At 42.4% G+C, this 23334-nt stretch carries 27 protein-coding genes; 14 read left to right on the top strand and 13 right to left on the bottom strand.

Annotated elements, in window-relative coordinates; genetic code table 11:
- Positions 1-16: 16 nt before the first annotated feature.
- The gene (gene thsB / locus QXW63_06665; protein ID MEM3461570.1) at positions 17-1675 is read right to left on the bottom strand and encodes a thermosome subunit beta; all 1659 of its coding nucleotides are present in this window, start codon (positions 1673-1675) and stop codon (positions 17-19) included.
- A 115-nt stretch (positions 1676-1790) separates the two neighbouring features.
- Entirely contained in the window at positions 1791-2900 is a 1110-nt protein-coding gene (locus QXW63_06670; protein ID MEM3461571.1) for a pyridoxal-phosphate dependent enzyme, read from the bottom strand.
- A 135-nt stretch (positions 2901-3035) separates the two neighbouring features.
- On the opposite strand from QXW63_06670, the gene QXW63_06675 reads away from it, so the two are divergent.
- Together QXW63_06675 and QXW63_06680 are read left to right on the top strand one after the other, a co-directional pair.
- Complete coding sequence (locus QXW63_06675; protein ID MEM3461572.1) at positions 3036-3830, top strand: electron transfer flavoprotein subunit beta/FixA family protein; 795 nt, start codon at positions 3036-3038, stop codon at positions 3828-3830.
- Positions 3831-3837: 7 nt separating this feature from the next.
- Complete coding sequence (locus QXW63_06680) at positions 3838-4803, top strand: electron transfer flavoprotein subunit alpha/FixB family protein (protein ID MEM3461573.1); 966 nt, start codon at positions 3838-3840, stop codon at positions 4801-4803.
- Positions 4804-4895: 92 nt separating this feature from the next.
- Here QXW63_06680 and QXW63_06685 read toward each other — a convergent pair whose 3' ends face one another.
- The gene (locus QXW63_06685; protein MEM3461574.1) at positions 4896-6113 is read right to left on the bottom strand and encodes an acyl-CoA dehydrogenase family protein; all 1218 of its coding nucleotides are present in this window, start codon (positions 6111-6113) and stop codon (positions 4896-4898) included.
- Between the two features lie 78 nt (positions 6114-6191).
- Positions 6192-6695, bottom strand: a complete 504-nt coding sequence (locus tag QXW63_06690; GenBank protein ID MEM3461575.1) for an amino acid-binding protein — start codon at positions 6693-6695, stop codon at positions 6192-6194.
- A gap of 111 nt (positions 6696-6806) precedes the next feature.
- Here QXW63_06690 and QXW63_06695 point away from each other — a divergent pair, with 111 nt between their 5' ends.
- The 5 genes from QXW63_06695 (at position 6807) to QXW63_06715 (ending at position 11800) form a co-directional block, all read left to right on the top strand.
- Positions 6807-8180 (top strand): TrpB-like pyridoxal phosphate-dependent enzyme, encoded by a 1374-nt coding sequence (locus tag QXW63_06695; protein ID MEM3461576.1) that lies wholly within the window; start codon positions 6807-6809, stop codon positions 8178-8180.
- Complete coding sequence (locus tag QXW63_06700; protein ID MEM3461577.1) at positions 8177-8818, top strand: ParB N-terminal domain-containing protein; 642 nt, start codon at positions 8177-8179, stop codon at positions 8816-8818. Before QXW63_06695 ends, QXW63_06700 begins: the two co-directional genes overlap by 4 nt.
- A gap of 82 nt (positions 8819-8900) precedes the next feature.
- Complete coding sequence (locus tag QXW63_06705) at positions 8901-10004, top strand: DegT/DnrJ/EryC1/StrS aminotransferase family protein (protein ID MEM3461578.1); 1104 nt, start codon at positions 8901-8903, stop codon at positions 10002-10004.
- 78 nt (positions 10005-10082) lie between these two features.
- Positions 10083-11414, top strand: coding sequence for a cyclic 2,3-diphosphoglycerate synthase (locus tag QXW63_06710; GenBank protein ID MEM3461579.1), 1332 nt, complete (start codon positions 10083-10085; stop codon positions 11412-11414).
- Positions 11411-11800, top strand: a complete 390-nt coding sequence (locus QXW63_06715) for a cyclophilin-like fold protein (GenBank protein ID MEM3461580.1) — start codon at positions 11411-11413, stop codon at positions 11798-11800. Before QXW63_06710 ends, QXW63_06715 begins: the two co-directional genes overlap by 4 nt.
- On the opposite strand, the gene QXW63_06720 is transcribed toward QXW63_06715, so the two are convergent.
- The 4 genes from QXW63_06720 to QXW63_06735 form a co-directional block, all read right to left on the bottom strand.
- Entirely contained in the window at positions 11789-12268 is a 480-nt protein-coding gene (locus QXW63_06720) for a hypothetical protein (GenBank protein ID MEM3461581.1), read from the bottom strand. The genes QXW63_06715 and QXW63_06720 overlap by 12 nt on opposite strands.
- 54 nt (positions 12269-12322) lie before the next feature.
- The gene (locus tag QXW63_06725) at positions 12323-12658 is read right to left on the bottom strand and encodes a 30S ribosomal protein S25e (GenBank protein ID MEM3461582.1); all 336 of its coding nucleotides are present in this window, start codon (positions 12656-12658) and stop codon (positions 12323-12325) included.
- A 182-nt stretch (positions 12659-12840) separates the two neighbouring features.
- Entirely contained in the window at positions 12841-13062 is a 222-nt protein-coding gene (locus QXW63_06730; GenBank protein ID MEM3461583.1) for an NFYB/HAP3 family transcription factor subunit, read from the bottom strand.
- An 83-nt stretch (positions 13063-13145) separates the two neighbouring features.
- The gene (locus QXW63_06735; GenBank protein MEM3461584.1) at positions 13146-14030 is read right to left on the bottom strand and encodes a hypothetical protein; all 885 of its coding nucleotides are present in this window, start codon (positions 14028-14030) and stop codon (positions 13146-13148) included.
- Between the two features lie 119 nt (positions 14031-14149).
- Between QXW63_06735 and QXW63_06740 the strand changes: the two genes are divergently transcribed.
- From QXW63_06740 to QXW63_06750, 3 genes are all read left to right on the top strand, one after another.
- The gene (locus QXW63_06740; protein ID MEM3461585.1) at positions 14150-14929 is read left to right on the top strand and encodes a TatD family hydrolase; all 780 of its coding nucleotides are present in this window, start codon (positions 14150-14152) and stop codon (positions 14927-14929) included.
- A gap of 93 nt (positions 14930-15022) precedes the next feature.
- Positions 15023-15247: a 30S ribosomal protein S17e gene (locus tag QXW63_06745; protein MEM3461586.1), complete on the top strand. Its 225-nt coding sequence runs from the start codon at positions 15023-15025 to the stop codon at positions 15245-15247.
- Positions 15248-15299: 52 nt separating this feature from the next.
- Positions 15300-15674, top strand: coding sequence for a hypothetical protein (locus tag QXW63_06750; GenBank protein ID MEM3461587.1), 375 nt, complete (start codon positions 15300-15302; stop codon positions 15672-15674).
- 7 nt (positions 15675-15681) lie between these two features.
- Here QXW63_06750 and QXW63_06755 read toward each other — a convergent pair whose 3' ends face one another.
- Positions 15682-16854: a pyridoxal phosphate-dependent aminotransferase gene (locus tag QXW63_06755; GenBank protein ID MEM3461588.1), complete on the bottom strand. Its 1173-nt coding sequence runs from the start codon at positions 16852-16854 to the stop codon at positions 15682-15684.
- Positions 16855-16942: 88 nt separating this feature from the next.
- Positions 16943-17947 (bottom strand): glyoxylate reductase, encoded by a 1005-nt coding sequence (gyaR, locus tag QXW63_06760; protein MEM3461589.1) that lies wholly within the window; start codon positions 17945-17947, stop codon positions 16943-16945.
- Positions 17948-18044: 97 nt separating this feature from the next.
- Here gyaR and QXW63_06765 point away from each other — a divergent pair, with 97 nt between their 5' ends.
- Genes QXW63_06765 through cofE form a run of 3 tightly spaced genes read left to right on the top strand, consistent with a single transcriptional unit; the run spans position 18045 to position 20508 of the window.
- A complete protein-coding gene (locus tag QXW63_06765) occupies positions 18045-19421 on the top strand; it encodes a glycerate kinase (protein MEM3461590.1) in 1377 nt (458 codons plus the stop codon).
- Positions 19422-19446: 25 nt separating this feature from the next.
- Positions 19447-19731, top strand: coding sequence for a MoaD/ThiS family protein (locus QXW63_06770; GenBank protein MEM3461591.1), 285 nt, complete (start codon positions 19447-19449; stop codon positions 19729-19731).
- A 6-nt stretch (positions 19732-19737) separates the two neighbouring features.
- Positions 19738-20508: a coenzyme F420-0:L-glutamate ligase gene (cofE, locus tag QXW63_06775; protein ID MEM3461592.1), complete on the top strand. Its 771-nt coding sequence runs from the start codon at positions 19738-19740 to the stop codon at positions 20506-20508.
- Here cofE and QXW63_06780 read toward each other — a convergent pair.
- A complete protein-coding gene (locus QXW63_06780) occupies positions 20474-21214 on the bottom strand; it encodes a hypothetical protein (protein ID MEM3461593.1) in 741 nt (246 codons plus the stop codon). The two genes, cofE and QXW63_06780, sit on opposite strands and share 35 nt — an antisense overlap.
- A 63-nt stretch (positions 21215-21277) precedes the next feature.
- Here QXW63_06780 and QXW63_06785 point away from each other — a divergent pair, with 63 nt between their 5' ends.
- Complete coding sequence (locus tag QXW63_06785) at positions 21278-22072, top strand: S-adenosyl-l-methionine hydroxide adenosyltransferase family protein (GenBank protein MEM3461594.1); 795 nt, start codon at positions 21278-21280, stop codon at positions 22070-22072.
- Here QXW63_06785 and QXW63_06790 read toward each other — a convergent pair.
- Both QXW63_06790 and QXW63_06795 read right to left on the bottom strand, forming a co-directional pair.
- Complete coding sequence (locus QXW63_06790; GenBank protein MEM3461595.1) at positions 22053-22577, bottom strand: nicotinamide-nucleotide adenylyltransferase; 525 nt, start codon at positions 22575-22577, stop codon at positions 22053-22055. The two genes, QXW63_06785 and QXW63_06790, sit on opposite strands and share 20 nt — an antisense overlap.
- A gap of 31 nt (positions 22578-22608) precedes the next feature.
- On the bottom strand, positions 22609-23205 hold the full coding sequence (locus QXW63_06795) for a methylated-DNA--[protein]-cysteine S-methyltransferase (protein ID MEM3461596.1): 597 nt from the start codon (positions 23203-23205) through the stop codon (positions 22609-22611).
- Between the last annotated feature and the right edge of the window lie 129 nt (positions 23206-23334).

The following is a 23334-nucleotide window of genomic DNA, read 5'->3' on the forward strand; positions in this document are numbered from 1 at the left end:
CTTTTCTCGACGTTTTCTAATACTCTCCAGCACCTGGATATCCAGCGCCTGGAGGTCCACCACCAGGTGGTGTTGGTGGGGTTTTCATTTTTCCTGCAGCAATGACGTCGTCGATTTTTAGTATCATTGAAGCTGCTTCTGTGGCTGATTTGATTATTTGTTTTTTGACGGATAGTGGTTCAAATACTCCAGCTTCGGTCATGTCTTGGACTTTTCCTGAGTGGACTTCGATTCCGTTCCATTTTTCGCCTTTTTCGTGTTTTGCTCTTAGTTCAGAGAGTATGTCGATTGGGTCCAGTCCTGCGTTTTCTGTCAGCGTTATTGGGATGGCTTCTAGTGCCTCTGCGAAGCTTTTTACGGCGAGTTGTTCTCTTCCTGGAAGAGTTTCAGCGTATTTTTTGAGCATGCGTGAAACTTCAAGTTCTGGTGCGCCACCTCCAGCTACTATTTTGGGTTCTTCAACTACGTCTCTGACTACGCATAGGGCGTCATGTAGTGAACGTTCTGCTTCGTCTACTATGCGTTCGGTTCCGCCTCTTATGAGTATGGTGACAGCACGTGGATGTTTGCATCCTTCTACAAAGGTCATTTTGTCGTCGCCTATTTTGCGTTCTTCGACGAGGTTTGCGTAGCCTAGGTCTTCTGCGCTCATGTCGTCCATGTTGGTGATTATTTTCCCGCCTGTGGCTTTTGCGAGTTTTTCCATGTCTGATTTTTTGATTCGTCTTACTGTTAGGATTCCTTTTCTGGCTAGGAAGTGTTGTGCCATGTCATCTATGCCTTTTTCGCATAGCACTACGTTTGCGCCTATCGCGGCTATTTTCTCAACCATGTCACGTAGCATTTCTTCTTCTTGTTTTAGGAAAGCTTCCATTTGTTCGGGGCTTTCTATGTTGATTTTGGCGTCAAATTCTGTTTTTTCAATTTCTAATGGCGTATCAAGTAACGCTATTTTGGCTTTTTCAACGCGTTTAGGCATTCCGGAGTGAACGACTTCCTTGTCTAGGACGATGCCTTGAATGAGTTTGGTGTCTTTTAGTGATTCGCCTGGTTTCTTTTCTACTTTGACATCGTCTACGTCTGCTTTGTATTTTCCGTTTTCTTTTTCTGCAACTGCAAGTATTGCTTTGACTGCTAAATCAGCAAGGTATTCTCTGTGTTCAGCTACGAGTTTGCTTGCCATCGATGTCATTGCGGCTTTTTTCAAGTATTCTTGCGTGTTGGATTCTGCGGGTATGGCGATTTTTTCTAAAATTTCTAATGCTTTTTCTGAGGCTTTCTTGTATCCGTCAATTATTATTGTTGGATGAATATTTTTTCCGATGAGTTCTTCTGCCTTGCCAAGCAATTCGCCTGCAAGTATTACGGCGGTTGTTGTGCCATCTCCTGCTTCGTTGTCTTGTGTTTTTGCAACTTCTACCATCATTTTTGCTGCTGGATGTTGGATGTCCATTTCGTCAAGGATTGTGCGTCCATCGCTGGTTATTGTTACGTCGCCAAAACTGTCCACAAGCATTTTGTCCATGCCTTTCGGTCCGAGGGCGCTTTTTACTGTTTCAGCCACTATTTTTGCGGCCATAATGTTTGTGTGCTGTGCTTCTTTTCCTCTGCTTCTGCTTGAGCCTTCTCTTAATACTAAAACTGGCACACCGCCTGCTTGAGCGGGTGATGACAAATCAATTCAAACCTCCTTTAGTGCGTCTCAAATGAGTAACAGCATTACAATATAAGTTTTTCTAAGGTTTAAGCGGAAATTTGGATTTTGCGGTGACACATTTTTGGAAAACTGGTTAGTTTGGTTTGAGTGTTGTTTTTAGTCCGGTTCCTGTTAGGATTATTACTGTTTTTTCATTTTTTGATGTTTCTTTATTGTTGAGTTGTTTTTTGTAGGATGCGTAGGCAACGGCTGAGCTTGGTTCTACAAAGAAGCCTAATCGGGCTAGTTCTTTGAAGGCTTCTAAAATTTCCTTTTCATTAACTATTATTGCGTCGCTGTTTGTTTCTTTCAAGCTTTTTACCATGAGTTCTAATAGTGGAGGGTTTGTGCTTACTAGCGCGTCTGCGATTGATGTTATTTTTTCTGGCGGAGCATAGCGTAAATCCTTGAAACGATGATATAATGGTGAAACTTGCTGGGTTTGACAAGCGATTATTTTTGGTATTTTCTTTATTATGTTGGATTCTGTTAAGTGTTTGAATCCGTTTATGACGCCTAAAAGTAATGTTCCAGCGGAAACTGGCAAGTAAACACGTTCTGGAGCTTGCCAATCTAACTGTTCAGCTATTTCGTAGGCGAGACTTCTTATGCCATCTCTAAACAAGGGATGCAGTATATGTCCAACATAGAATTTTCCTTTCTCGGGTTTTTGGGCTTCTTCAGCTACTTTGCTTCGGTTTCCTTTTACTTTGGTGACTTCTGCATTGTAGAATTGGATTTGGTTGAATTTTGGTCCAGCGACGTTTTCTGGGACATAGATTTTTGCTTTTAAGTTTGCGCGCGCTGCGTATGCTGCTATTGATGCGCCTGCGTTGCCTGAGGAATCTTCGGCTATGTAGCCTTTCTTTTTCTTTATCTGTTTATGCAATGCGGAAATTAGTATTGTGGAACCTCTGTCTTTGAATGAGCCAGTTGGGTTTAGGCTTTCCGTTTTTACGTAGCCGTTGCCTGACAGTTTGGTTAGTGGTGTCCATCCTTCGCCTAGAGTTATGATGTCTTCTTTTTTTATGTATGGGAAGAATTCCGCGTATCGCCATAGGCTTCGGTTTTCTTTGTGTATTTTTTTAGGTTCAAATTTTAGTTTGAGTTGAATGTTTAGGGGTTGGCTACATTTTGGACATTTGTAGTTAAGTAAGTTAAGAGATGAGTGATTGCATTCGGAGCATTTTATCTCGAAATGCATGTGGTTAACTCTCTTTGGTGTAGTGAGAAGAGTTTGCGTATTTAACTTTAAGATTCGCGTTTGGCGGCAAAACTTTTAATATTTATAATGTTAAGCATGCATTTTCCTAAGTGTGAGCTAAGGGGATAAGAGAAGTTGAGGCGGATAATTGTTTGTTTGAAGCAAGCGGTTGATGTTTCTCAGTTAAAGACTGATTCAGTAACGAGGCGGTTGCTGGTGGAAAGTGCGCCGAGGAAGATGAGTGATTTTGACAGGAATGCGTTGGAAGAAGCCATACGAATCAAAGAAAAGTTAGGCGGTGATGTTGAGATTGTCACCGTGACCGTAACTGCAGAAGATGCTAAGGCGGTTTTGCGTGAAGCGCTTGCAATGGGTGCGGATAAGGCGTACATGGTTTATGATGCAAGCCTTAGGGATATTGACACGTGGGGCACTGCTTATGTTTTGGCTGAAGCTATCAAGAAGATTGGCGTGTTTGATTTGATTCTTTGCGGAGAAACTAGTTTGGATGGTTTTTCTGGTGTGGTTGGTGCGCGGTTGGCGGAGTTGCTTGGTTTGTCGCATGTTGGTTATGTTAGGAAGTTGTTGGTGGAGAGTGAAGCGGTTGTTGCTGAGAGATTGCTTGAGGATGTTGTTGAAACTGTTAGGGTGGGTTTGCCTTTGCTTGTTTCTGTTACGCGTGGGATTAATCAGCCTAGGATTCCTTCGTTGATGATGATTATGAAGGCGTCTAAGAAGGAGATTGTTCTGTGGTCGGTTGAGGATTTGGGTTTGCAGAAGGAGAAGTTGGCTGCAAAGGTTGATGTGGTTGATGTTTTGGCGCCTAAGACGGAGCGTAAGAAGATTAGGATTGCTGGTGAAAGTGTGCAAGAGATTGCAGATAAATTGACGAAGGCGTTGATTCAGGAAGGCGTGGTGAAAAGAAGGTGAAGTGTGTATGAGTGAATTTGGTGGTGTTTGGGTTTTTTCTGAAAGGCAAGATTTGATGTTGGAGATGCTTGGTAAAGCAAGGGAAATTGCGGACAAATGGCAATCAGAAGTAATTGCGGTTGTTCTTGGTTTTAATGTACAAGGCAGAGTGGAGGAACTGATAAAATGCGGGGCTGACAAGGTTTATCTTGCAGAGAATTCTATGTTAGAGAGTTTCCGTTTAGAATGTTATCTTAAAGTTTTGCATGATTTGGTTGTCAGTTATAAGCCGGAGATTGTGTTGATTGGTTCGACGCGGAATGGGAAATCGCTTGCTGCGAGATTGGCGACTCGACTTGATGCTGGAATTATTCCTGATTGTAACTGGTTGGACATTGACGGGCAAGGACGATTGGTAGGCGAAAGGATAACTTATGGAGGAAATGCTGTTGCAAAAGTTGCGTTTAAAGTTAAGCCATGTATTGTTACGATTCCTTCGCGGGTGTTTGAGAAGCCAGAGCCAAAAGAGCGGAATGGTCAATTGGTTAGGTTGGATGTGAAAATTGAAGAACCAAAGACTAAGGTGGTTGACGTTAAGCCTTTGGAAACGAGTAGTGTTAGGCTTGAGGATGCTGATGTGATAGTGAGTTGTGGGCGTGGTTTAGAGAAGAAGGAGGATAAGGTGTTGTTAGAGGAGTTGGCGGGTGTTCTTGGCGGCGTTGTGGGGAACACGCGTCCTTTGGCTGAGGACAGGAAATGGTTTACGGAGTGGGTTGGTTTGTCTGGACATAAGGTTAAGCCGAAATTGTATATTGCATGTGGGATTTCTGGTGTGATTCAGCATGTTGCTGGGATTAGGGATGCGAAGGTTATTGTGGCGGTTAATAAAGATGAGAATGCGCCGATTTTTGAAGTGGCGGATTATGGTGTGGTTGGTAATCTTTATGATGTTTTGCCTGCGTTGAAAGATGCTTTAAAGAAGCAGCTTGAGTAGGTGTGTGAAAAGAGTATACCCCCCTTATAAATACGTTGAACTTTTGGTTGATTGTGATTTGGCTTTTGAGTTTGGAAAGGTGAAAAGGGTGGTTATTTGTATGGTATATATTCTTTGCCTAGGAGTTCTCTTGCTATGACTATTCTTTGTATGTTGCTTGTTCCTTCTGCGCCTACACAGTAGCTCATTATTCCCCGCAACCCCATTTCTAAGGGGCATTCTTTCGTGTAGCCATAAGCGCCATGCCAAAGCATGACATGCTTGAAAACGTCAAAAGCGAAATGCGGCGCGATAAGCTTGCAGGCTGCAATCATTCGGCTAACTTCTAAAGCTGAAAACTTCTTTTCTTTGTATCGTTTGTCGTTCATCCATGCAGTGCGATAAACAAGTGACCGTAAAGCCTCAAGTTGTGCCCAGTCATCAGCCAATTCAAATTGGATGCCTTCAAACTTGCCGATGGGTCTGCCGAACGCTTTTCGCTCTTTAATGTAGTCCATGCCAATTTCCAGTGCTCGTTGAGCTGCACCAACGCAGACAGCTGCGATTAATATTCTCGCATTGTCAAAGCCTTCCATGGTCAAATAGAAACCTTTGTCAACCTCTCCTATGCGGTGAGAATCAGGCAGTTTCACATTATCCATTGCGAAGCCGCCGGTTGAGATTGCCATTCTACCCATGTCCTCAAATCGCTTGTAAACTTCTACGCCTGGCGCGTCAATTGGTAAATAGAAAGCGGTCATTCCGCGGTGTGAAGCTTCGGGAGGCGCTGGAGAAGTTCTGGCAATGACAAAGTAGCCGCCGCCCCATTTTTTCGCTTCTTCTGTGCCGCTGATATACAGTTTCTCGCCATTAAGAACCCACATGTCACCTTCTTTGCGTGCCGAGGACTTGAAAGCTGCAACGTCCGAACCGCCGCCAGCCTCTGTGGAAGCTATACCAATAAAAGCGTCACCTTTAACAGCTTTACGAATCACAGCTTCCCGCACTTGTTCACTGCAGTATTTGTCAACAACATATCCCCAAGAGGAACCCACAAGCCACAACACAGGCAAAGCAATGCTAATATCTGCATAGCCAAGCTCCTCCGCAGCAATACACGCCGTAAGCCAGTCAGAACCAGCACCACCATGCTCTTCTGGAATCGTCATTAAAAGAAGACCCAAATCCCCCAAACCCTTAACAAGTTCTCTTGGAATCTCACCTTTATTGTCCATTTCCCTAACCTTTTCCAAAGACAGTTCTTTTTCGCACCATTCACGAACGGCTTTGCGGAAGAGCTCTTGCTCCTCAGTGAAAGCGAAATCTACCATAAACGTTCACCTTTGAAACCTAACTACAAACTTCAACAAATATAAAAGTTGTTAGATACTCATGGCAAAGTTAAGCGTCTAATACACAGAGACTTTAGCTATGCCATGTATCTTTAAAAGCTCTGGAATTAGCTCTCCGGGAATTTTCCTTTCAGCAATTAGAGTTAGTTTTGGTTCGGGCGACAGTTCTGGGTCATCCACGATTGCTTGTCTAATGCTTAATCCGCTTTTTGCTAGAGTCATGGCTGAATTTGCAAGTATTCCCGGTATTCGCGCGTCAACGGGTGTTATTTCGACAACTCCAAGGTTCAGGTGTTTAGCAATCTCCTTCAACGAATGTCCCGCAGACCTTAAGCCTTCAAATATTAGTCGAAGTTCGCGGTTTGCATTTATGGCATTCAAGGTTTCGGCTACTGTGCGTCTGTCTACGCCCGCAACACGTGCTATGCGTACGGGTGGAATTTGGATTTCGTTTAGGTAGATTTTTCTGTTTTTTACGCTTAATCCGTTTTCTACGAGTACGCGTGCTACTCGGAGCCGTTCTGGATAGTCTTCTAGGTATTTTTTGATGTTGTTCCACATGTTGCTGTGCCTTCATGTACATTTTTGCGGAATAAAGTATAAATATGTTCGTATTATCAGATGTTTACTAATGTACATAAAAGTACTAAAATGTGCATAGGTGAAAAATAAATGACGCAAAAAAACGAACACTTCACACAACTAAACCCCGACGAAATCCCAACATCATGGTACAACATACAAGCCGACCTCCCAGAACCATTATCTCCACCACTAGACCCAACAACAATGAAACCCATAAGCCCACAACTACTCGAAAGAATATTCGCAAAAGAACTAATACTCCAAGAAGTCTCAACCGAACGATACGTAAAAATACCGGAAGAAGTGCGCGAAGCATACCTTAGGCTACCACGTCCAACACCTCTATACAGAGCCAAAAGACTTGAAAACTACTTGAAAACGCCAGCACAAATATACTTTAAATGCGAAAACTTCAGCCCCACAGGCAGTCACAAAACCAACACCGCTCTCGCGCAAGCATACTACAACAAAAAACAGGGAATCAAACGATTAGTAACCGAAACAGGCGCTGGACAATGGGGAACCGCCTTGGCTTTGTCTTGCACACTTTTCGATTTACAATGCCGCATATACATGGTACGGGCAAGTTACCAGCAAAAACCAGGAAGAAGAATAATTGCGCAACTTTATGGAGCAGAAATGTTTCCATCACCAAGCGACCAAACAAACTTCGGCAAAAAACTCCTCAAAGAAAACCCAAACCATCCCGGAACACTTGGCATAGCCATCAGCGAAGCAATAGAAGACACGGTAACCCACGAGGACACACGCTATTCACTGGGGTCGGTGCTGAACCATGTCCTCATGCATCAAACCATAATAGGATTGGAAGCCAAGAAACAATTCGAAAAAATAGGCGTATATCCCGACGTGGTTTGCGGCTGCATAGGCGGCGGCTCAAACTTCGCGGGCTTCTGCTTTCCATTTATGATGGACAAGCTCAAAGGCAAAACAAACACGGAATTTGTTGCTTGTGAATCAAAAGCAGTTCCACACACAACCAAAGGCACGTACACATATGATTTTGGCGACACTGCAGAAATGACGCCACTTCTCAAGATGTTAACGTTAGGACACGGATATGCTTGTCCGCCTATTCATGCGGGTGGTTTAAGGTATCATGGAATGGCACCGTCAATCTCATACTTAATCCACAAGGGGTATATGCGCTCTTACGCTTACAGCCAAACAGAGATTTTCCAAGCCGCCAAAATACTAGCCCAGACTGAAGGCTTAATTATAGCTCCGGAAACCGCTCACAGCCTAAAATATGTAGTGGACGAAGCCTTAAAATGCAAACAAACAGGCGAAAAGAAAATCATCGCAATGAACTACAGCGGACACGGCTTGCTGGACCTTTCAGCGTATGAACAATTCCTCGCTGGAAAACTCGTGGATTATGAACCAGAAAAAATTGAAGTCCCGCAAATTCAGCTGCCACAAGGACGGAAAAGCAAGTGACATACACCGTCTTAACAGAAAAATCAAATTTGAAAATTGCTTTATTGCCCATTGATGAATTGAAACCCCACGAGGAAGGTTCGCCAATTTACTTTGAACTGCTTAAACAAGAAATTCTAAAAGACGGTGTACTAAAATATCCAATAATAGCTGACGAAAAGACACATGTTATTCTTGATGGGATGCATCGATGGCTTGCGCTTAAAAGTTTAGGCTACACGCTTATACCAGTAATACTTGTTGACGCTTGTAACAATCCAGAAATCCGCGTTGGAAAAAGACGCATCCACCGTTACATATGCAATTCAGACGGCGAAATCCCCATTAAAGAAGTCATCTCAGCGGGACTCAGCGGACGCCTAATGAAACCACGGTCAACCAGACACTTCTTTCCCTTCTCAAAATTCCAACAAATTAACTATCCACTACACCAATTAAGAAAAAAAGCCGCTAAAGATGTTTCCGGATACCTTGCGAAAATGACCCAGCAAGAATGCAATTTCGCAATTAAAGAGTGGTTAAAAGAAATAGCGGAAGAGCTAGAGTTTCTGACAAAAAGAAAAGAAGAAGTAGAAAAAGAAATGGCTGAATTCCTAAACAGAGTCAAAAACCTAAACGGCAATTTTCAAACTTTTTAAAACCCTTACTTTTTGTTCAATTTCCGAATAAAACGCAGAAGTTATTAGAATAGAAAACTTACTACTTTAGAAGGCGAACTTTATGATTCCAATCAATGCCCCACAAATAGGAGAAGAAGAAATCAAAGCCGTTGTAAAAGTTCTAAAAAGCGGCATACTAACACATGGACTCGGCGCGGGTCCAATGGTCACACAATTTGAAAAAAACTTTGCGCATTTCATGAAAGCAAAACACGCAATAGCCATGAACACCGGCACAGGCGCTTTACATTCAACACTCGCTGCGACAGGCATAAAACGTGGAGACGAAGTCATTCTGCCCAGCTTCACTTTTGTCGCCACCGCAGAAGCCATAGTAATCGCTGGAGCAAAACCAGTCTTCGTCGACATTGACCCAGAAACCTACAATATTTCTCCAGAAAAAATTGAAAAAGCCCTAACAAAAAAGACAAAGGCAATAATGCCCGTGGACCTCTACGGTCTGCCCGCCGACATGAAACCAATAAGAGAAATCGCAGACAAGCACGGGTTAAAGATTATTGAAGACGCAGCCCAAGCCCACGGCGCAAGCTACAAGGGAAAACCGCCAGGCGCATTCGCTGACGCTGCATGTTGGAGTTTCTACGCAAGCAAAAACATGACAACTGGAGAAGGCGGCATGGTAACCACTAACGATGACGAGATTGCGGAGACGCTGCGGTATATGCGAAGCCATGGAGAAAAAGAAAAGTATCAATCGCTGATGCTTGGACACAATTATCACATGCCTGAAATGGAAGCCGCCATAGGCTGCGTGCAACTCAAGAAACTGCCGAAGTTTGTGGCGCAAAGAAGAATGAATGCACGGCGGCTAACAGAAAAACTGAAAAAATCAAAGAAGTTGCAGCTGCCGAAAGAACCAGAAGGTTACAGGCACAGCTGGTATCTTTACACTGTAAGAATGAAAAACGCAAAACGAACGCAAAGAGACAAGATTGTTGAAGAACTAAAGCGAAAAGGAATAGGTGCAGTAGTTTGTTACGTGAACCCAATACACCTCATGCCCTACTATCGCAGACTCGGAAAATACCGACTTCCAGAAACAGAAAAAGCCGCGAGCCAAGTGTTCTCGTTACCAGTTCATCCAAGCGTCACTAAAGAGCAAATTGACTTCATAGCCACTACAGTTCTACATTTGTTAGGTTAGTTTGTCAAGTTAAGGTTTATATGGAATGATAAGATAGTAGTGAACCCCCTCCATCTGGGGTTTTGCGAGGAATAGTCTATGCAAAAAATCAAAGTTATTATAATGGGCGCGGCTGGAAGAGACTTCCACAACTTCAACGTCTACTTCAGAAACAACAGCGCCTACGAAGTTGTGGCTTTCACAGCCACGCAAATTCCAGGCATAGAAGGCAGAATATACCCTGCAGAACTTGCCGGACCAAACTATCCTAACGGCATACCCATTTATCCAGAAGAAAAGCTTCCCGAACTGGTAAGAAAATATGATGTTGACCAAGTTGTTTTTGCTTACAGCGATGTGTCACACGAATATGTAATGCATAAAGCGTCGATTGCTCTGGCGAGCGGCGCAGACTTCCGACTGATGGGACCCAAAACCACAATGGTCGCGTCAAAGGTTCCCGTGGTTTCCGTGGGCGCTGTGAGAACAGGCTCTGGAAAAAGCCAAACTTCGCGGCAAGCTGCAAAAATTCTAAAGAGCATGGGTTTAAGAGTTGTAGCGATCAGACATCCAATGCCTTATGGTGATTTGAGAAAACAAGTTTGCCAACGTTTCGCTTCCTACGAAGACTTGGACAAACATGAATGCACAATTGAGGAAAGAGAAGAATACGAGCCACACATAGACAATGGCATAATCGTTTACGCTGGAGTTGACTACGAAAAAATACTGCATGAAGCGGAACAAGAAGCAGACGTCATAGTTTGGGACGGCGGCAACAACGACCTACCATTCTACAAACCAGACTTGCACATAGTCGTGGCTGACCCGCACAGAGCAGGACACGAACTTACATATCACCCCGGCGAGGCTAACTTGCGAATGGCAGATGTCGTGATAATAAACAAGGTGGACACGGCGAATCCGGAAAATGTTAGGCAGGTTAAGGAAAACATAAAAATGGTTAACCCGCAAGCTATCATTTTAGATGCGGCTTCGCCGATAACAGCCGACAAACCTGAGCTAATCAAAGGAAAGAAGGCTTTGGCAGTGGAAGATGGCCCCACGTTGACTCATGGCAACATGCCTTATGGAGCAGCCGCAATCATAGCACAGAAACTTGGAGCAGCTGAAATTGTCGACCCGAAACCATACGCGGTGGGCTCGATAAAAGAAGCCTACAAGAAATACACGCATTTAGGAGCAATCCTTCCAGCGTTGGGTTACGGTGGAAAGCAAATAGCAGAACTCAAAGAAACAATCGACAAAACTCCATGCGATGTTGTCGTGATTGGCACACCGATTGACCTAAGAAGAGTAATGACTATAAACAAGCCGACCGTAAGAGTGAAATACGAACTTAAAGTTCTTGGGCCGATTTCGTTAGAACAGATTTTGGCAGAGTTCATTCAAAGGACTGGTAAAAAATGAGCAGTGAAACAGCAGAAATTTCACGTGTAAAAATAAAATTCGTAATCGAAGAACTTGGAGAGGCAGAAGGCGAACTGGTGCGTTTTCTAGCGCCGAGAACAGTAGACATGATAGTAAGGAAACTTCCAATAGAAGGCAGAGCAGCCTTGTGGAAAGAGGAAGTCTACTTTGAAACGCCAATCAAAATGGGAGAAGAAAAAGCTAAAGGCACGGTGGAAAAGGGCACTATAGCATTCTGGCCTATGGGAAGTGCCATATGCATATTTTTTGGGGCTTCGCAGCCTTACAGTCCAGTTAATGTGTTGGGTAAAGTTACTAAAAACTTGGAAATCTTTGAAAAGGTCAAAAGCGGAACAAAAATCAGGGTTGAGCTTCTAGTAAACTAGGGCGCTTTCGTTCCAGAATTTTAGGAGCCTCTCGCATTCTTCTTTTATCTCTTTCTTCTGTGTTTTCTCTTTCAAAACTTTGAGAAATTCGATGCGTTTTTCAACAGAGCGTTTTTCTGCGGTCCCGCCATAGTATAGTTTGCCCTCGAGATACTCTTTCATGTGATTAGCTTTTTGTATGAAAAGGCTGGCGGCGTCTACTATGTTTTCGACTGCATATTTGTTTGCCCAGATTGCCGCTTCTGACTCTCGCAGTTGTGTTAAACCGTCAATCTCTATTATCTTGTTAATGTAAGTTCTGAAAAAATCATAGTAACCAGCAGTTTTGATAAGTTCGAGTGCTTGTGTGACTTTTTGTTTGAATTGCTGTTTTCCTTTGATTGTTAAGCGGTGTTTATGTCCTTTGTCAACGAGTTCTTTAGCTTTTTTAACCTCTTCTTTAGTGTAGATTCTCTCTGGAAAGTCCAAATAAGGTTCTAAACCTCTACGATTGATGATGAAATAAAAGTGAAACTAGGCTAGTTAATCTGCTACTGGCTTGTATATTTTGATTGTGTGATTCCCCGAAACCAACTGCACAACGCCCTCATCTTCGAGCTGCTCGAGAAAATCTTTCGCCACGCTTATTCTTATGTTAAAGCGTGTAGCCACAACATAAGGCGTTAAAACAGGCATCTTTCTCAATTCGCCAACAATTTTCTCGTTTTTCACGTCTGGAACTGATATTGCGAGGGGCTTCTTTTCTTTCGGTGGTCCTGCCTTTTCCTTTTTCTTTTCTTTCTTCTCTTTCTCTTCCTCGTCTTTTTTCGCTTGTGTACGTTCCATCTGTTTTAAACTGAGTTTTTTCTTACCGCCCATTACTAATCAACTTCCATTAATTGAAAGGTTGTTTTGTGGTTCTTTAGGTTTTCTACGTTTAATCGTTCCGTGTTATTTCAACGTTACGTTTATTCTTTATAGAACAACATATGGCGCTTATTAAGAAAAATGGTTATTTCTAAAAGTTTGAAAAAGAAGAGGGATATTGCGGAAATGAAAGATCATTTGCCCATAACTTTTTTGGCGGCGATTTCAATATCTTCAGCTTTTATGGTTTTCCTTCCAGCATGCATTGCAAAATCCAATGCTTCTTTGGCGATTTTCACGCCAATCTCGTCTAACGCTTTGGCTAGGGCTTTTGCTGCTGCTTCGCTTACGCGGTCGGCTCCTGCCTTTTTGCATAATCTGTGCATTGGGGCTACAGCTAATTCTAAATCAACCATAAAGACTCCTCGTAGCCTCTTTTTCTATTTAAAGCAATATTTAACCTTTATTGTTAATGTTCTCCGTGAAATACTTCGTTCTCTCATTCAAAGGTTTTGTTGCTAAGAGTGTTCAGATACTTTATTCCAAGTTTTCTGATATCCTCTGCTTTCAGAAGTGCAATTTTCCTCAGACTGCGAGTTTCTTCTAACGCACGAATGAATTCATGACCGAGAAAATATCCTGCTTGCTTTTTACCTTGAATGTTGAACCACGAACCAAAAAAGTCTTTCACTGTCATTTGATTTTTGATTCGTTTAAGAAATTCTTTAGCTAGCCAACTTTTATGTCGTTTGCACCACGAAAGCCATTTCTCATCTTCTGCTAAGTGCCAAGTTTCTTTTCCCAAAATTATGTGTTCGCATCTCTGAGCAAAACCTTCACTGTAAAGCTGGAACAACGGGTCTTTTTCTGTTTCTTCAAACATTTGCCTCCCTCTTCGCCAGTTCATATGAATGAGATGTCCAATTTCATGAGAAATTAAGCCTTCGAGTTTTTGCTGGGTATGCCACTTTTCTTCTGCGATGTTTTCTAAGCCAAGCAGAATTGCTGGTTGCTCCTTGCAGGTTGTTGCCCAACCAGCGCCACACCCAATGCCAACGTAAACAACGAAAGTTATGTTGAAATGAAGTTTCAAAGTTTCAGCGGTTTTCGAGTAAACGGGCTTGTATACGCGAATGATGTTGTTTCTCGCCTTTTGCATCAGCGGAAAACGGTTTAAAAATGAAGGAAAGATTTTCTTAGCTATTTCCTTCCAATCTAACCCGTCTTCCTCGTAAGTTTGTAATTGCTTGCTTAACAATTCTGGATACTTTTTCATGTAAAGAGTAAGCCACAATATGATTTGTTCATCTACGCTTTGGGAACGTGCTTGGCTCCAGTAATCAGAAAAATCTTGCCATGTATCCAGAAGCTCTGGTTTTTCCATTTTTGATTTCCCAGTCGACGCTTTAAGCATAGGGCTTCTATGTATGCCATTGTTTTATTGGAAGATAAATTATAAAAGCATACTTGATTATGTAGTCTGCGCTTAAAGAGGATGCCGTGATGAGGTTCGTTGACGCGCATATTCACTTGTCAGACGAAGAATATGCTAAATGTGTAGATGAAATCATCAGCGAAGCCAAAAATGCCAACGTTGTTGCTTTAGTATCTAACTCTATGGATTTTAAAACAAGCGTCCAAAGTCTCAAGCTAACTGAGAAATACAAGAGGATGGTTTACGCTGCATTGGGGGTTCATCCGTGGAACGTGCAAGCTTTAACCGAAGAAGAACTTCAAAAAACGATGGAGCTGATTTATGAGCAGAACACTAACAAGGCGTTGGTTGCCATCGGCGAAATAGGGTTAGACATCAAATACGAAAAGATATGGGATAAACAATTGAAAGTTTTTGACGAAATGCTACATCTGGCTGAAAGGCTTGATTTACCAGTCATAATTCATTCGCGGGGCACCACAGCCAAAATCGTTGATATGCTACCTTCCTACAAAGTTAAGAAAGTGTTACTTCACTGGTTCAGCAACCCAATAAGCGCGTTAACGAAAGCCGTTGAAAAAGGATACTACATTACCGAAGGCCCGCCTGCAGCATATTCAAATGGCATACGCGAAGTTGTCAGAAGAGCGCCATTAACTAATTTGTTAACGGAAACTGATGGACCAGTGCGCTTTTTCAAACAGCCCTTTAATGGCGAAAGAACAACACCCGCTTTTATTCCGACAATTGTTAAAGCAATAGCAGAAATCAAAAAAATGAATGCGGTAGATGTTGCAGAACAGATAATAAAGAATTTTGAAGTTTTCTTTGGAGTAAAGTTAAATTAGGTTGTTGTTTATTGATGGTTTACTTTGCCACAGTCTTAACTGCGGAGGATAAAGTTTCATTGCGTGCTTGGGGGAAACAATGGTTTGGGAAATGTGCGTACAGAACAAATTAAACGAGTAGCCAAAGAACTCATTAGACGTTTTCCCAACAGATTCTCAAACAATTTTGACGAAAATAAACGCGTGGTTGACACCCTCGTACAAGGTGCAACCACAAAAGTGAGAAACCAAATTGCAGGATACATAACACACGCTTTTGCCGGAACCCAAACCGCCTCTCCGTCAAGCGAAACCTCAGAAGACACAGAAGAAGAATAACCTTAAAAATAACGATTATTTCCTTTAAGAATAAAACAGAGGCTAACTATACATGATGGACGCTTATAGACGCGGATGGGCGCTGCGATACTTACGAGAGGCAAAAGCGGAGCTTGAAGCTGCAAGAAAAATGCCTTACATGGCTCCAAGCTTGGCTTTCGAAGCCATAAGGAAAGCCCGAAATGCCATATACTATAGCCTCGGAGAACCGGCATTCATAGAAAACGTCATCAGAGACGCAGCAGAAAAAACCCAAGCAACCGAAGACCCTCTTCTGCGTTTTCTAATCGAAATTGAAGGAACAGTACAGCAACTTGCACAATTTGGCGAGGCAGATGGTGAAAGAGTCATGAAAAAAGCAGACACCCTGATACAATTAGCCTCAGACATAGTAGAAACGTTAACCGGAGAAAAAATAGAAGATTAAGGAGAAACTACCGTTTTTCAAGAGCCGCAGAAATACGCTCTAAGGCTTTTTTGATGTTCTCAACCGAATTGGCAAACGACAAACGCAAGTAACCTTCACCATAACTTCCGAAGGAGGTTCCAGGCAGAACCGCAACGCCCGCTTCGTAAAGCAAGTAGTCGCCAAGCTTTCTACAGTCCATTCCAGTTCCAGTTATGTTCGGAAACACGTAGAAGGCACCACGCGGTTTCTTGCACGTTATACCCTTAATCTTGTTCAAACCAGAAACAATGACTTCTCTTCGTTTTTTGAACTCCTCAACCATTCTTTCCGAATCTTTCTGCGGACCCTTTAAAGCCGCTACGCCAGCCATTTGAATGAAGGCGCTTGTGCAAGAGTTGGAGTTGGTCATAAGCTGGGCGACTTTTTGTGCTAAATCTTTTCGCATCACACCGTAGCCAAGTCTCCAGCCTGTCATCGCGTAAATCTTCGAAAAGCCATTGAGAATAATTGTTTTCTCTTTCATTCCTGGAAACGAAGCAATGCTTTCGTGTTTTCCTTCATAGATTATTCGGTCGTAAATTTCGTCTGAAAGCACAAGCACGTCGTCTCTGTCGCCGATGCAGTCAACAATAACCTTCAAATCTTCCTTGGTCAAAACGCCGCCCGTCGGATTTTCCGGCGAATTCAAAATAATCATTTTCGTCTTCTTCGTTATCTTCTTCTTGACATACTCGTGGTCAATGCGAAAATCGTTCTTCTCTAAAAGCGGTATAGGCACAGCTTTAGCGCCAACAAAGTTTATCAAAGACTCATAAATTGGAAAGCCGGGGTTTGGATACAAAACTTCTTCGCCGGGGTTTACGCAAGCGAGAATAGCGAAGAACATTATTGGCTTCGCGCCTGGAGTCACAACCACCTCGTCTGGGCTGACTTCGATGTTTCTAGTTTTTGCAATATGCTCAGCGATTGCTTCTCGAAGTTCTGGAATGCCTGCTGATGGAACATAATGCGTGTAACCGTCATTCAAAGCCTTTACTGCAGCTTCTTTAATGTATTTTGGCGTGTCAAAATCTGGCTCTCCAATTTCCAAGTGTATTACTTCTTTACCTTGCTTTTCGAGCGCTTTTGCCTTCGCAAGCACTTCAAAAGCTGTTTCTGTTCCAAGAGTTTCCATTCTTTTCGCAAAGATGGAGGGCACTCAAATCACCTTAAACTTGAAAGGAAAAAGACAGTTAAAAAACATTGAGTATTTAACTATTACAGTGTAATTGACAGAAAAATAATGGTTAAAATAGCTTTGACAACGGTCGCACTTTCATTACGTCTGGATTAACAAGGTTCGGTGGTTTCTTCCCCTCAAAGAACGCAATGAGATTATCTGCAACCATCTCAGCCATCTGAGAACGCGTTTCATAACTGGCACTTGAAATATGAGGCGCCACAACCACATTATCCAGTTTCAACAATGGATTATCCACCGGTGTTGGTTCTTGCTCAAAAACATCAAGTCCAGCACCTGCAATTCTGCCCTCTTTCAAAGCTTGGTACAAGGCTTTCTCGTCCACGACAGGTCCACGGGCGTTGTTTATTAGATATGCCGTTTTCTTCATGAGTTTGAGTTTTTCAGCATTTATCAAATGGTAAGTCTCTTTCATTAATGGTACGTGGAGACTGACAAAGTCTGATTCCTTCAAAAGCGTGTCCAAATCAACGCGTTTTGCGCCTAAATCTTTTTCCATCTCTGGTCTCGGTATTACATCGTAATAGAGAATTTTCATGTCAAAACCTTTCGCTCTCTTCGCAACTGCATAGCCTATTCTGCCAGCGCCAACTACGCCTATAGTTGCATGGTGAACGTCTCTTCCCTGCATCATTGCTGGATGCCAACTAACCTTCCACTGTCCAGTGCGAACGTACTTGTCGGCTTCGACGACGCGCCGCGCTACCGCCATCAATAAAGCCCAGGCGAAGTCTGCTGTTGTGTCAGTCAAAACTTCAGGTGTGTTAGTCACGTAAATGCCTCGTTTGGTAGCTTCGGGAATGTCAATGTTGTCGAAGCCCACGGCCATTTGAGCGACAATCTTCAGTTTAGGTGCGGCATCGAAAACTTCACTGTCTATTTTATCTGACAAAAGCGTGGCAAGTGCATCAACGTTCTTAGCCTTTTCAATTATGACCTTCTTGGGCGGCGGAGCATATTCAGGCCAAACTTCAGCTTCAAAATACTTCTTTATCTTGTTTAAGCCTCTTTCTGGAATCTCGCGGGTAACGTAAACTTTTGGTTTCGGCATCATAATCACCATAGCTTGGTTTGCGCGAAATTCTTTATTAGTTATTGACTTATTACACTTACGCAAAGTAATTTGCAAAATCAACAATGGGTTAATTATGATAGCAATACAGAACAAGGACCAACTAATCAAAAACGGCGAAACACCGCATAACCAAAAAGCAAGAAAACTAGCCCTAGAAAGCCTCGAACACGCATTAAAAACAGTCGACCCAAAACAAATAATAAAAACAAAACTTAGAGTGAAAAATTCAACACTTTACGTTGATGGTTATTCTTTTGATTTAAAGAGATTCAAGAATGTTTACGTGATAGGTGGAGGAAAGGCAAGCGGCACAATGGCTGAAGCCTTAGAACATGTTCTTGGCAACAGAATAAAAAGCGGCTTTGTTAACGTTCCTCACGGTAGCCAATACGAAACAAGCATAATAAAACTTCACGGCGCAAGTCATCCTGTTCCAGACGAAGCGGGTGTGGAAGGAACCCGGCGCATGTTGGAAATAGTAGAAAATGCAGAAGAGAATGATTTGGTCATATGCTTAATCTCCGGGGGCGGTTCAAGTCTCATGCCGTTGCCGCGTGGCAAAATAACAATCGCTGACAAAAGAGAAATCACTAACGCATTGCTCAAGTGCGGCGCTAACATAAACGAGATTAACACCATCAGAAAGCATATTTCAGATTTCAAAGGCGGATGGCTCGCAAAAAAGGCCTATCCAGCCACAATTCTAAACCTCATACTTTCCGATGTGGTTGGCGACCCGTTAGATTTCATTGCTTCCGGACCAACAGTTCCAGATTCAACTACTTTTAGTGATGCAATAAAGATTCTGGAAAAATATGGTTTGTGGGAAAAAGTGCCTACATCCATTAGGAAAGTATTGTCCGACGGAAAAAAAGGCGTAATTCCAGAAACTCCCAAAGCAGATAACGAAGCATTCAAGAAAGTTTTTAATGTCGTTGTCGGAAACAACAGACTTGCAAGCCAAGCCACATGTGAATACCTCAAATCAAAAGGGTTGAACACGCTTCTGTTGACTGCGACATTGGAGGGCGAAGCGCGACACGTAGGGACAATGCTTGCTTCGATAGCACGGGAAGTCAACGCGTCTGGAAACCCAATTCCGAAACCTGCAGTCATAATAGCAGGCGGAGAAACAACCGTCACAGTCACTGGAAAAGGAAAAGGCGGAAGAAACCAAGAAATAGCGTTAGCCGCATCGTTGAAACTAAAAGAAACGGATGGAGTGGTTGTAGCTTCGCTGAGCACAGACGGCATAGACGGCCCAACAGATGCTGCTGGAGCAATAGTCGATGGAAAAACGTTAACGAAAGCCGCAGCATTAAGTTTGGCACCAGAAAAATTCCTAGCCGAAAACGATTCTTACCATTTCTTTTCAAAACTCGGCGATTTAATATTTACAGGACCGACAGGCACAAATGTCAACGATATTTCCTTGATAGTGGTTCTCTAAAGAAAAGTAAAAACAAGGGAACAAAATGACAATAACAGTGAGATTCGTCGGCGCTTTCCGCAGTGTGTCTGGGAAGAGCAAAATTACCATAAAACTCGAAGAGGAGACGCCATTAAGAAAAATTATAAATAAAATTGTTGAGAAAATGCCTAAGCTCAAGAAAGTTTTGATTGACCCAGAGTTGGAAGACCCGCGACCAAACACGCTCATACTTGTTAACGGAAAAGAAATCAGCATCCTCAACGGTCTACAAACTCTTTTAAAAGATGGAGACGAAGTGGTTTTTATTCCCGTAATACATGGAGGATAAACGTAAATGAGACTTTACGCCGTTAAAACAGAACTTGTGAAAACCGGAGACAACTTGGTTGACATCATCTTGAAGGCGCTGAAAAGGCAGAATTTAGAGATAGAAGATAACGATGTGCTGGCAATAACTTCAAAAATCATATCATACGCTCAGAACCGCTTAGTAAACTTAAACGACATAAAACCTTCTGAAAAAGCGAAAAAACTTGCAAAACGCTTTTCGCTCCAACCCGAATTTGCAGAGCTCATTTTACGCGAAGCAGACAAAATCTACGGAGGCGTAGAGAAAGCAATCTTAACACTTAAGGACGAAGTTTTAACCGCTAATGCTGGTATAGACAACAAAAACGCACCAAAGGATTACGTGATCTTGTGGCCTAAAAATCCTCAAGAATGGGCAAAAAACGTAAAGGAAGAAATAATGCGCAGAACAAGCAAGCTGGTTGCTGTCTTAATTGTGGATAGTGGTTTAGCACCGCTTAGGAAAGGCACTGAAGGTTTAGCCTTGGCTGTTGCTGGCTTCAAACCCGTAATAGACCGGAGAGGAGAAGAAGATATTTATGGAAAACCATTAGCTATCACGCACCACGCAGTTGCAGACGATTTAGCTTCTGCTGCACATCTATTAATGGGAGAGACAACAGAGAAAACTCCAATAGTATTGATTAAAGATGCCCCGGTGGAATTTGACGATAACGTCTACAGTTCTGCAGACATGATGATACCATTCAAAGAATGCATTTTCATGAGCAATTTTCTTCACGATTCACGTTATTAAAAAAAGAAACAAAATTTGTATTCTTCAAAATCTTGAACAAAGTCGTTCCTATCATAGCTGAACCAATTGCAATTATTACTCTTTCCATTGGATAAAGTAAAGCCGTAGCTAACCATGTGCCTGTTGCTCCTTTTATATCTGGATAAATAATCACCTCGTAAGTTACCGAACCCGCTATTTGCCCAGCAAGTGTTGAAGTTAAAGATGTTACAAAAAACGCATAAAGAAGACGTGAATCACTATTTGATTTAAGTTCTTTTATGGCTATGGACTGCAAAGGTGAAATAAGAATAATAAAACCGACTATTTGAAACCACAAATATGGCGGATACAGCCACGCGGGTCCAATAACTGGATAGAAGGCTAAAAGAAGAAAAATTAAAAGATAAACAATCACTGACACCATTCTTCTGCCCCTTGAGACCGCACCACTCAATAATGCCGCAACAACGCCCGCCGCAAAACTCAACAAAGAAAAATAACCCACGGAAATGCCAATTATTCCACCAAGACCTGCAGATAACACGCCTATGTAAGGTCCAAAAAGCGTGCCTATTATTGGAGCAAAAATTGCAGCGGCAGTGATTGCTTGCCCCGGCAAGCCAATAATTGGAGAAAATTTTACAACGCCAAAGACAACATATAATGCCGTGAAAGTAACCGCCAAAGCAAGTTCTCGCGTTCCTAATTTTCCATGAATCAACATACATTGTTTCCCTCCCTGTACGTGGAAAGTTAATATTTCTTAAACACTTATAAATGATGCATTATGGCTCATGCAATAATTACCTTAACATCAGATTTTGGGATGAGAGACCCTTACGTGGCGGAAATGAAAGCCGCAATTTTAAGCATCAGCCCAAATGTTACAATCGTTGACATAACTAATGACATAGAGAAGTTCAACACACGAATGGGTGCATACGTTCTCGCTTCTGCTGCACCCTACTTTCCCAAAGGCGCAATTCACATAGCAGTGGTAGACCCAAGCGTGGGAACAAAAAGGCGTCCACTACTAATACAAACAAAGCAAGCTTTCTATGTCGGACCAGACAACGGCGTCCTTGTCTTAGCGGCAAAAAAACAAGGCATAGAACACATTTACGAGATTACTAACCGCAATTTCATGCTTCCTAAAGTTTCCACAACATTTCATGGGAGAGATATTTTTGCGCCTGCTGCTGCTTATTTAGCGAACGGAATTTCACCAAAAGAGTTTGGACCTGAAATCCAGAAAATTGTAACGCCGAAATTTGCGAATGTAACAAAGGGGAAAGAAGGTTTGGTAGGCGAAGTCATTCACGTTGATGACTTTGGAAATATTATAACAAATTTTGGTGAGAAAGAGCTTAGCTCAGTTAGCGCGAAAGGATATGTAAATATTAAGCTTGGAAATACCCAATTAAAGTTGAAGCTCTGCAAAGCCTACGCGGAAGCAGAACCACAAGAACTACTAGCTATTATTGGAAGCCACAATTTCTTAGAAATTTCCTTAAACCAAGGAAACGCAGCAAAAAAGCTCAGAGTTAAAAGCGGCGACAAAATCATACTTTGTCGCTCTTAGTCAAATCCCTAAGTCTATTAATGCCATCTATCTCTCTTATGAAAGCAGCCACACTTTTCGGGACAAGTTTCTCCCAACTCTCGTCTCTAAGCATCCTTTCCCTTACTTCAGTTGACGAATAAAGCTTTCTTTCATGAAAACGAATTGGTTTAACCTTGTATCCCGCTTCCATAAAAAGCCGCTTTGTCAAGGATTCGTTGGAATAGACAACATCAAATTTTGGTGTGTAGCCTTCAACGGCTGAAACCCACATCATATGCAAGTGCACGTCTGGCACAGGCACAATCCAAACCCGCGAACAGTCAATTTTTGCTTCTTCCAAAGCCTTACGAATCATAGTCAGTCTTTCGCCAGCGGTGAATGGATTGTTAAGGTTGTGGCTGTATTGTGCACTTCCAATAACGACTATTAACTCTTCAACTTCTTCTAAAATGTCTCTTACGGCGCCTAAATGACCAAGATGAAAAGGCTGAAAACGCCCAACATAAAGCCCGCGCTTCACCATAAAGCTCATTCCACCACGTACACATTAGCGCCTAAAGCGAATTAACATTTACCTTTTTAAGAACAAACTCCACCGGAAAAACCTGCAACTTCTTACCGTTAACTGGAATCTCTCGCTTTACCGCGTAACCACGCTTCTCACGTTCTAAAAATGCAAGTTTAGCTTTTAAACCTCCACCGTAACCGCCTAAAGTGAAGTCTGAACTGACAACTCTATGGCAAGGAACAAGCGGCGCAAACGGATTCATAGCCATCACACGCCCAACACCTCTCGGGCTTCCTCCAGCAACTTTTGCAATTAACCCGTAAGAAGACACGTATCCAACGGGAATCAAAGACGTTATCTCAATCACTTTTCTGAAATAGTCTGAAAGGTGTTCTGTGCTTAGTGGGAGTTTCTCAGAAACATCTTTTCCACAATATATTTTCTTCAAGGTTTCCAGAACACGTTCAGCAAACGGAGATAGCTTTTCGGAATGTTGAAAAGGCATGTTGAATGGGATGTTCTGTAGAAGATCTTGCCTCACAGTCTCTTCAGCGGAACCAAACGCTGTTGCAAAAACCTTTTTCTCGTCGCAAGCTACTCCAAACCAAACATTCTCACATCTTTGAATATAAAGACTAATCATCTAATTTTTCACTCCTTTGCATAAAGTAAGAGCATTAGCCATATTTATGAAGTTTGAGTAAGCAATCATCATTTTACATGAAACTTTTGACGGCAAAAACTATAAGGCGTTACACCAATTCTAAGTATC

The sequence above is a fragment of the Candidatus Bathyarchaeia archaeon genome (genome assembly GCA_038873195.1).
In the GTDB taxonomy this organism is placed as follows: domain Archaea; phylum Thermoproteota; class Bathyarchaeia; order Bathyarchaeales; family Bathycorpusculaceae; genus DSLH01.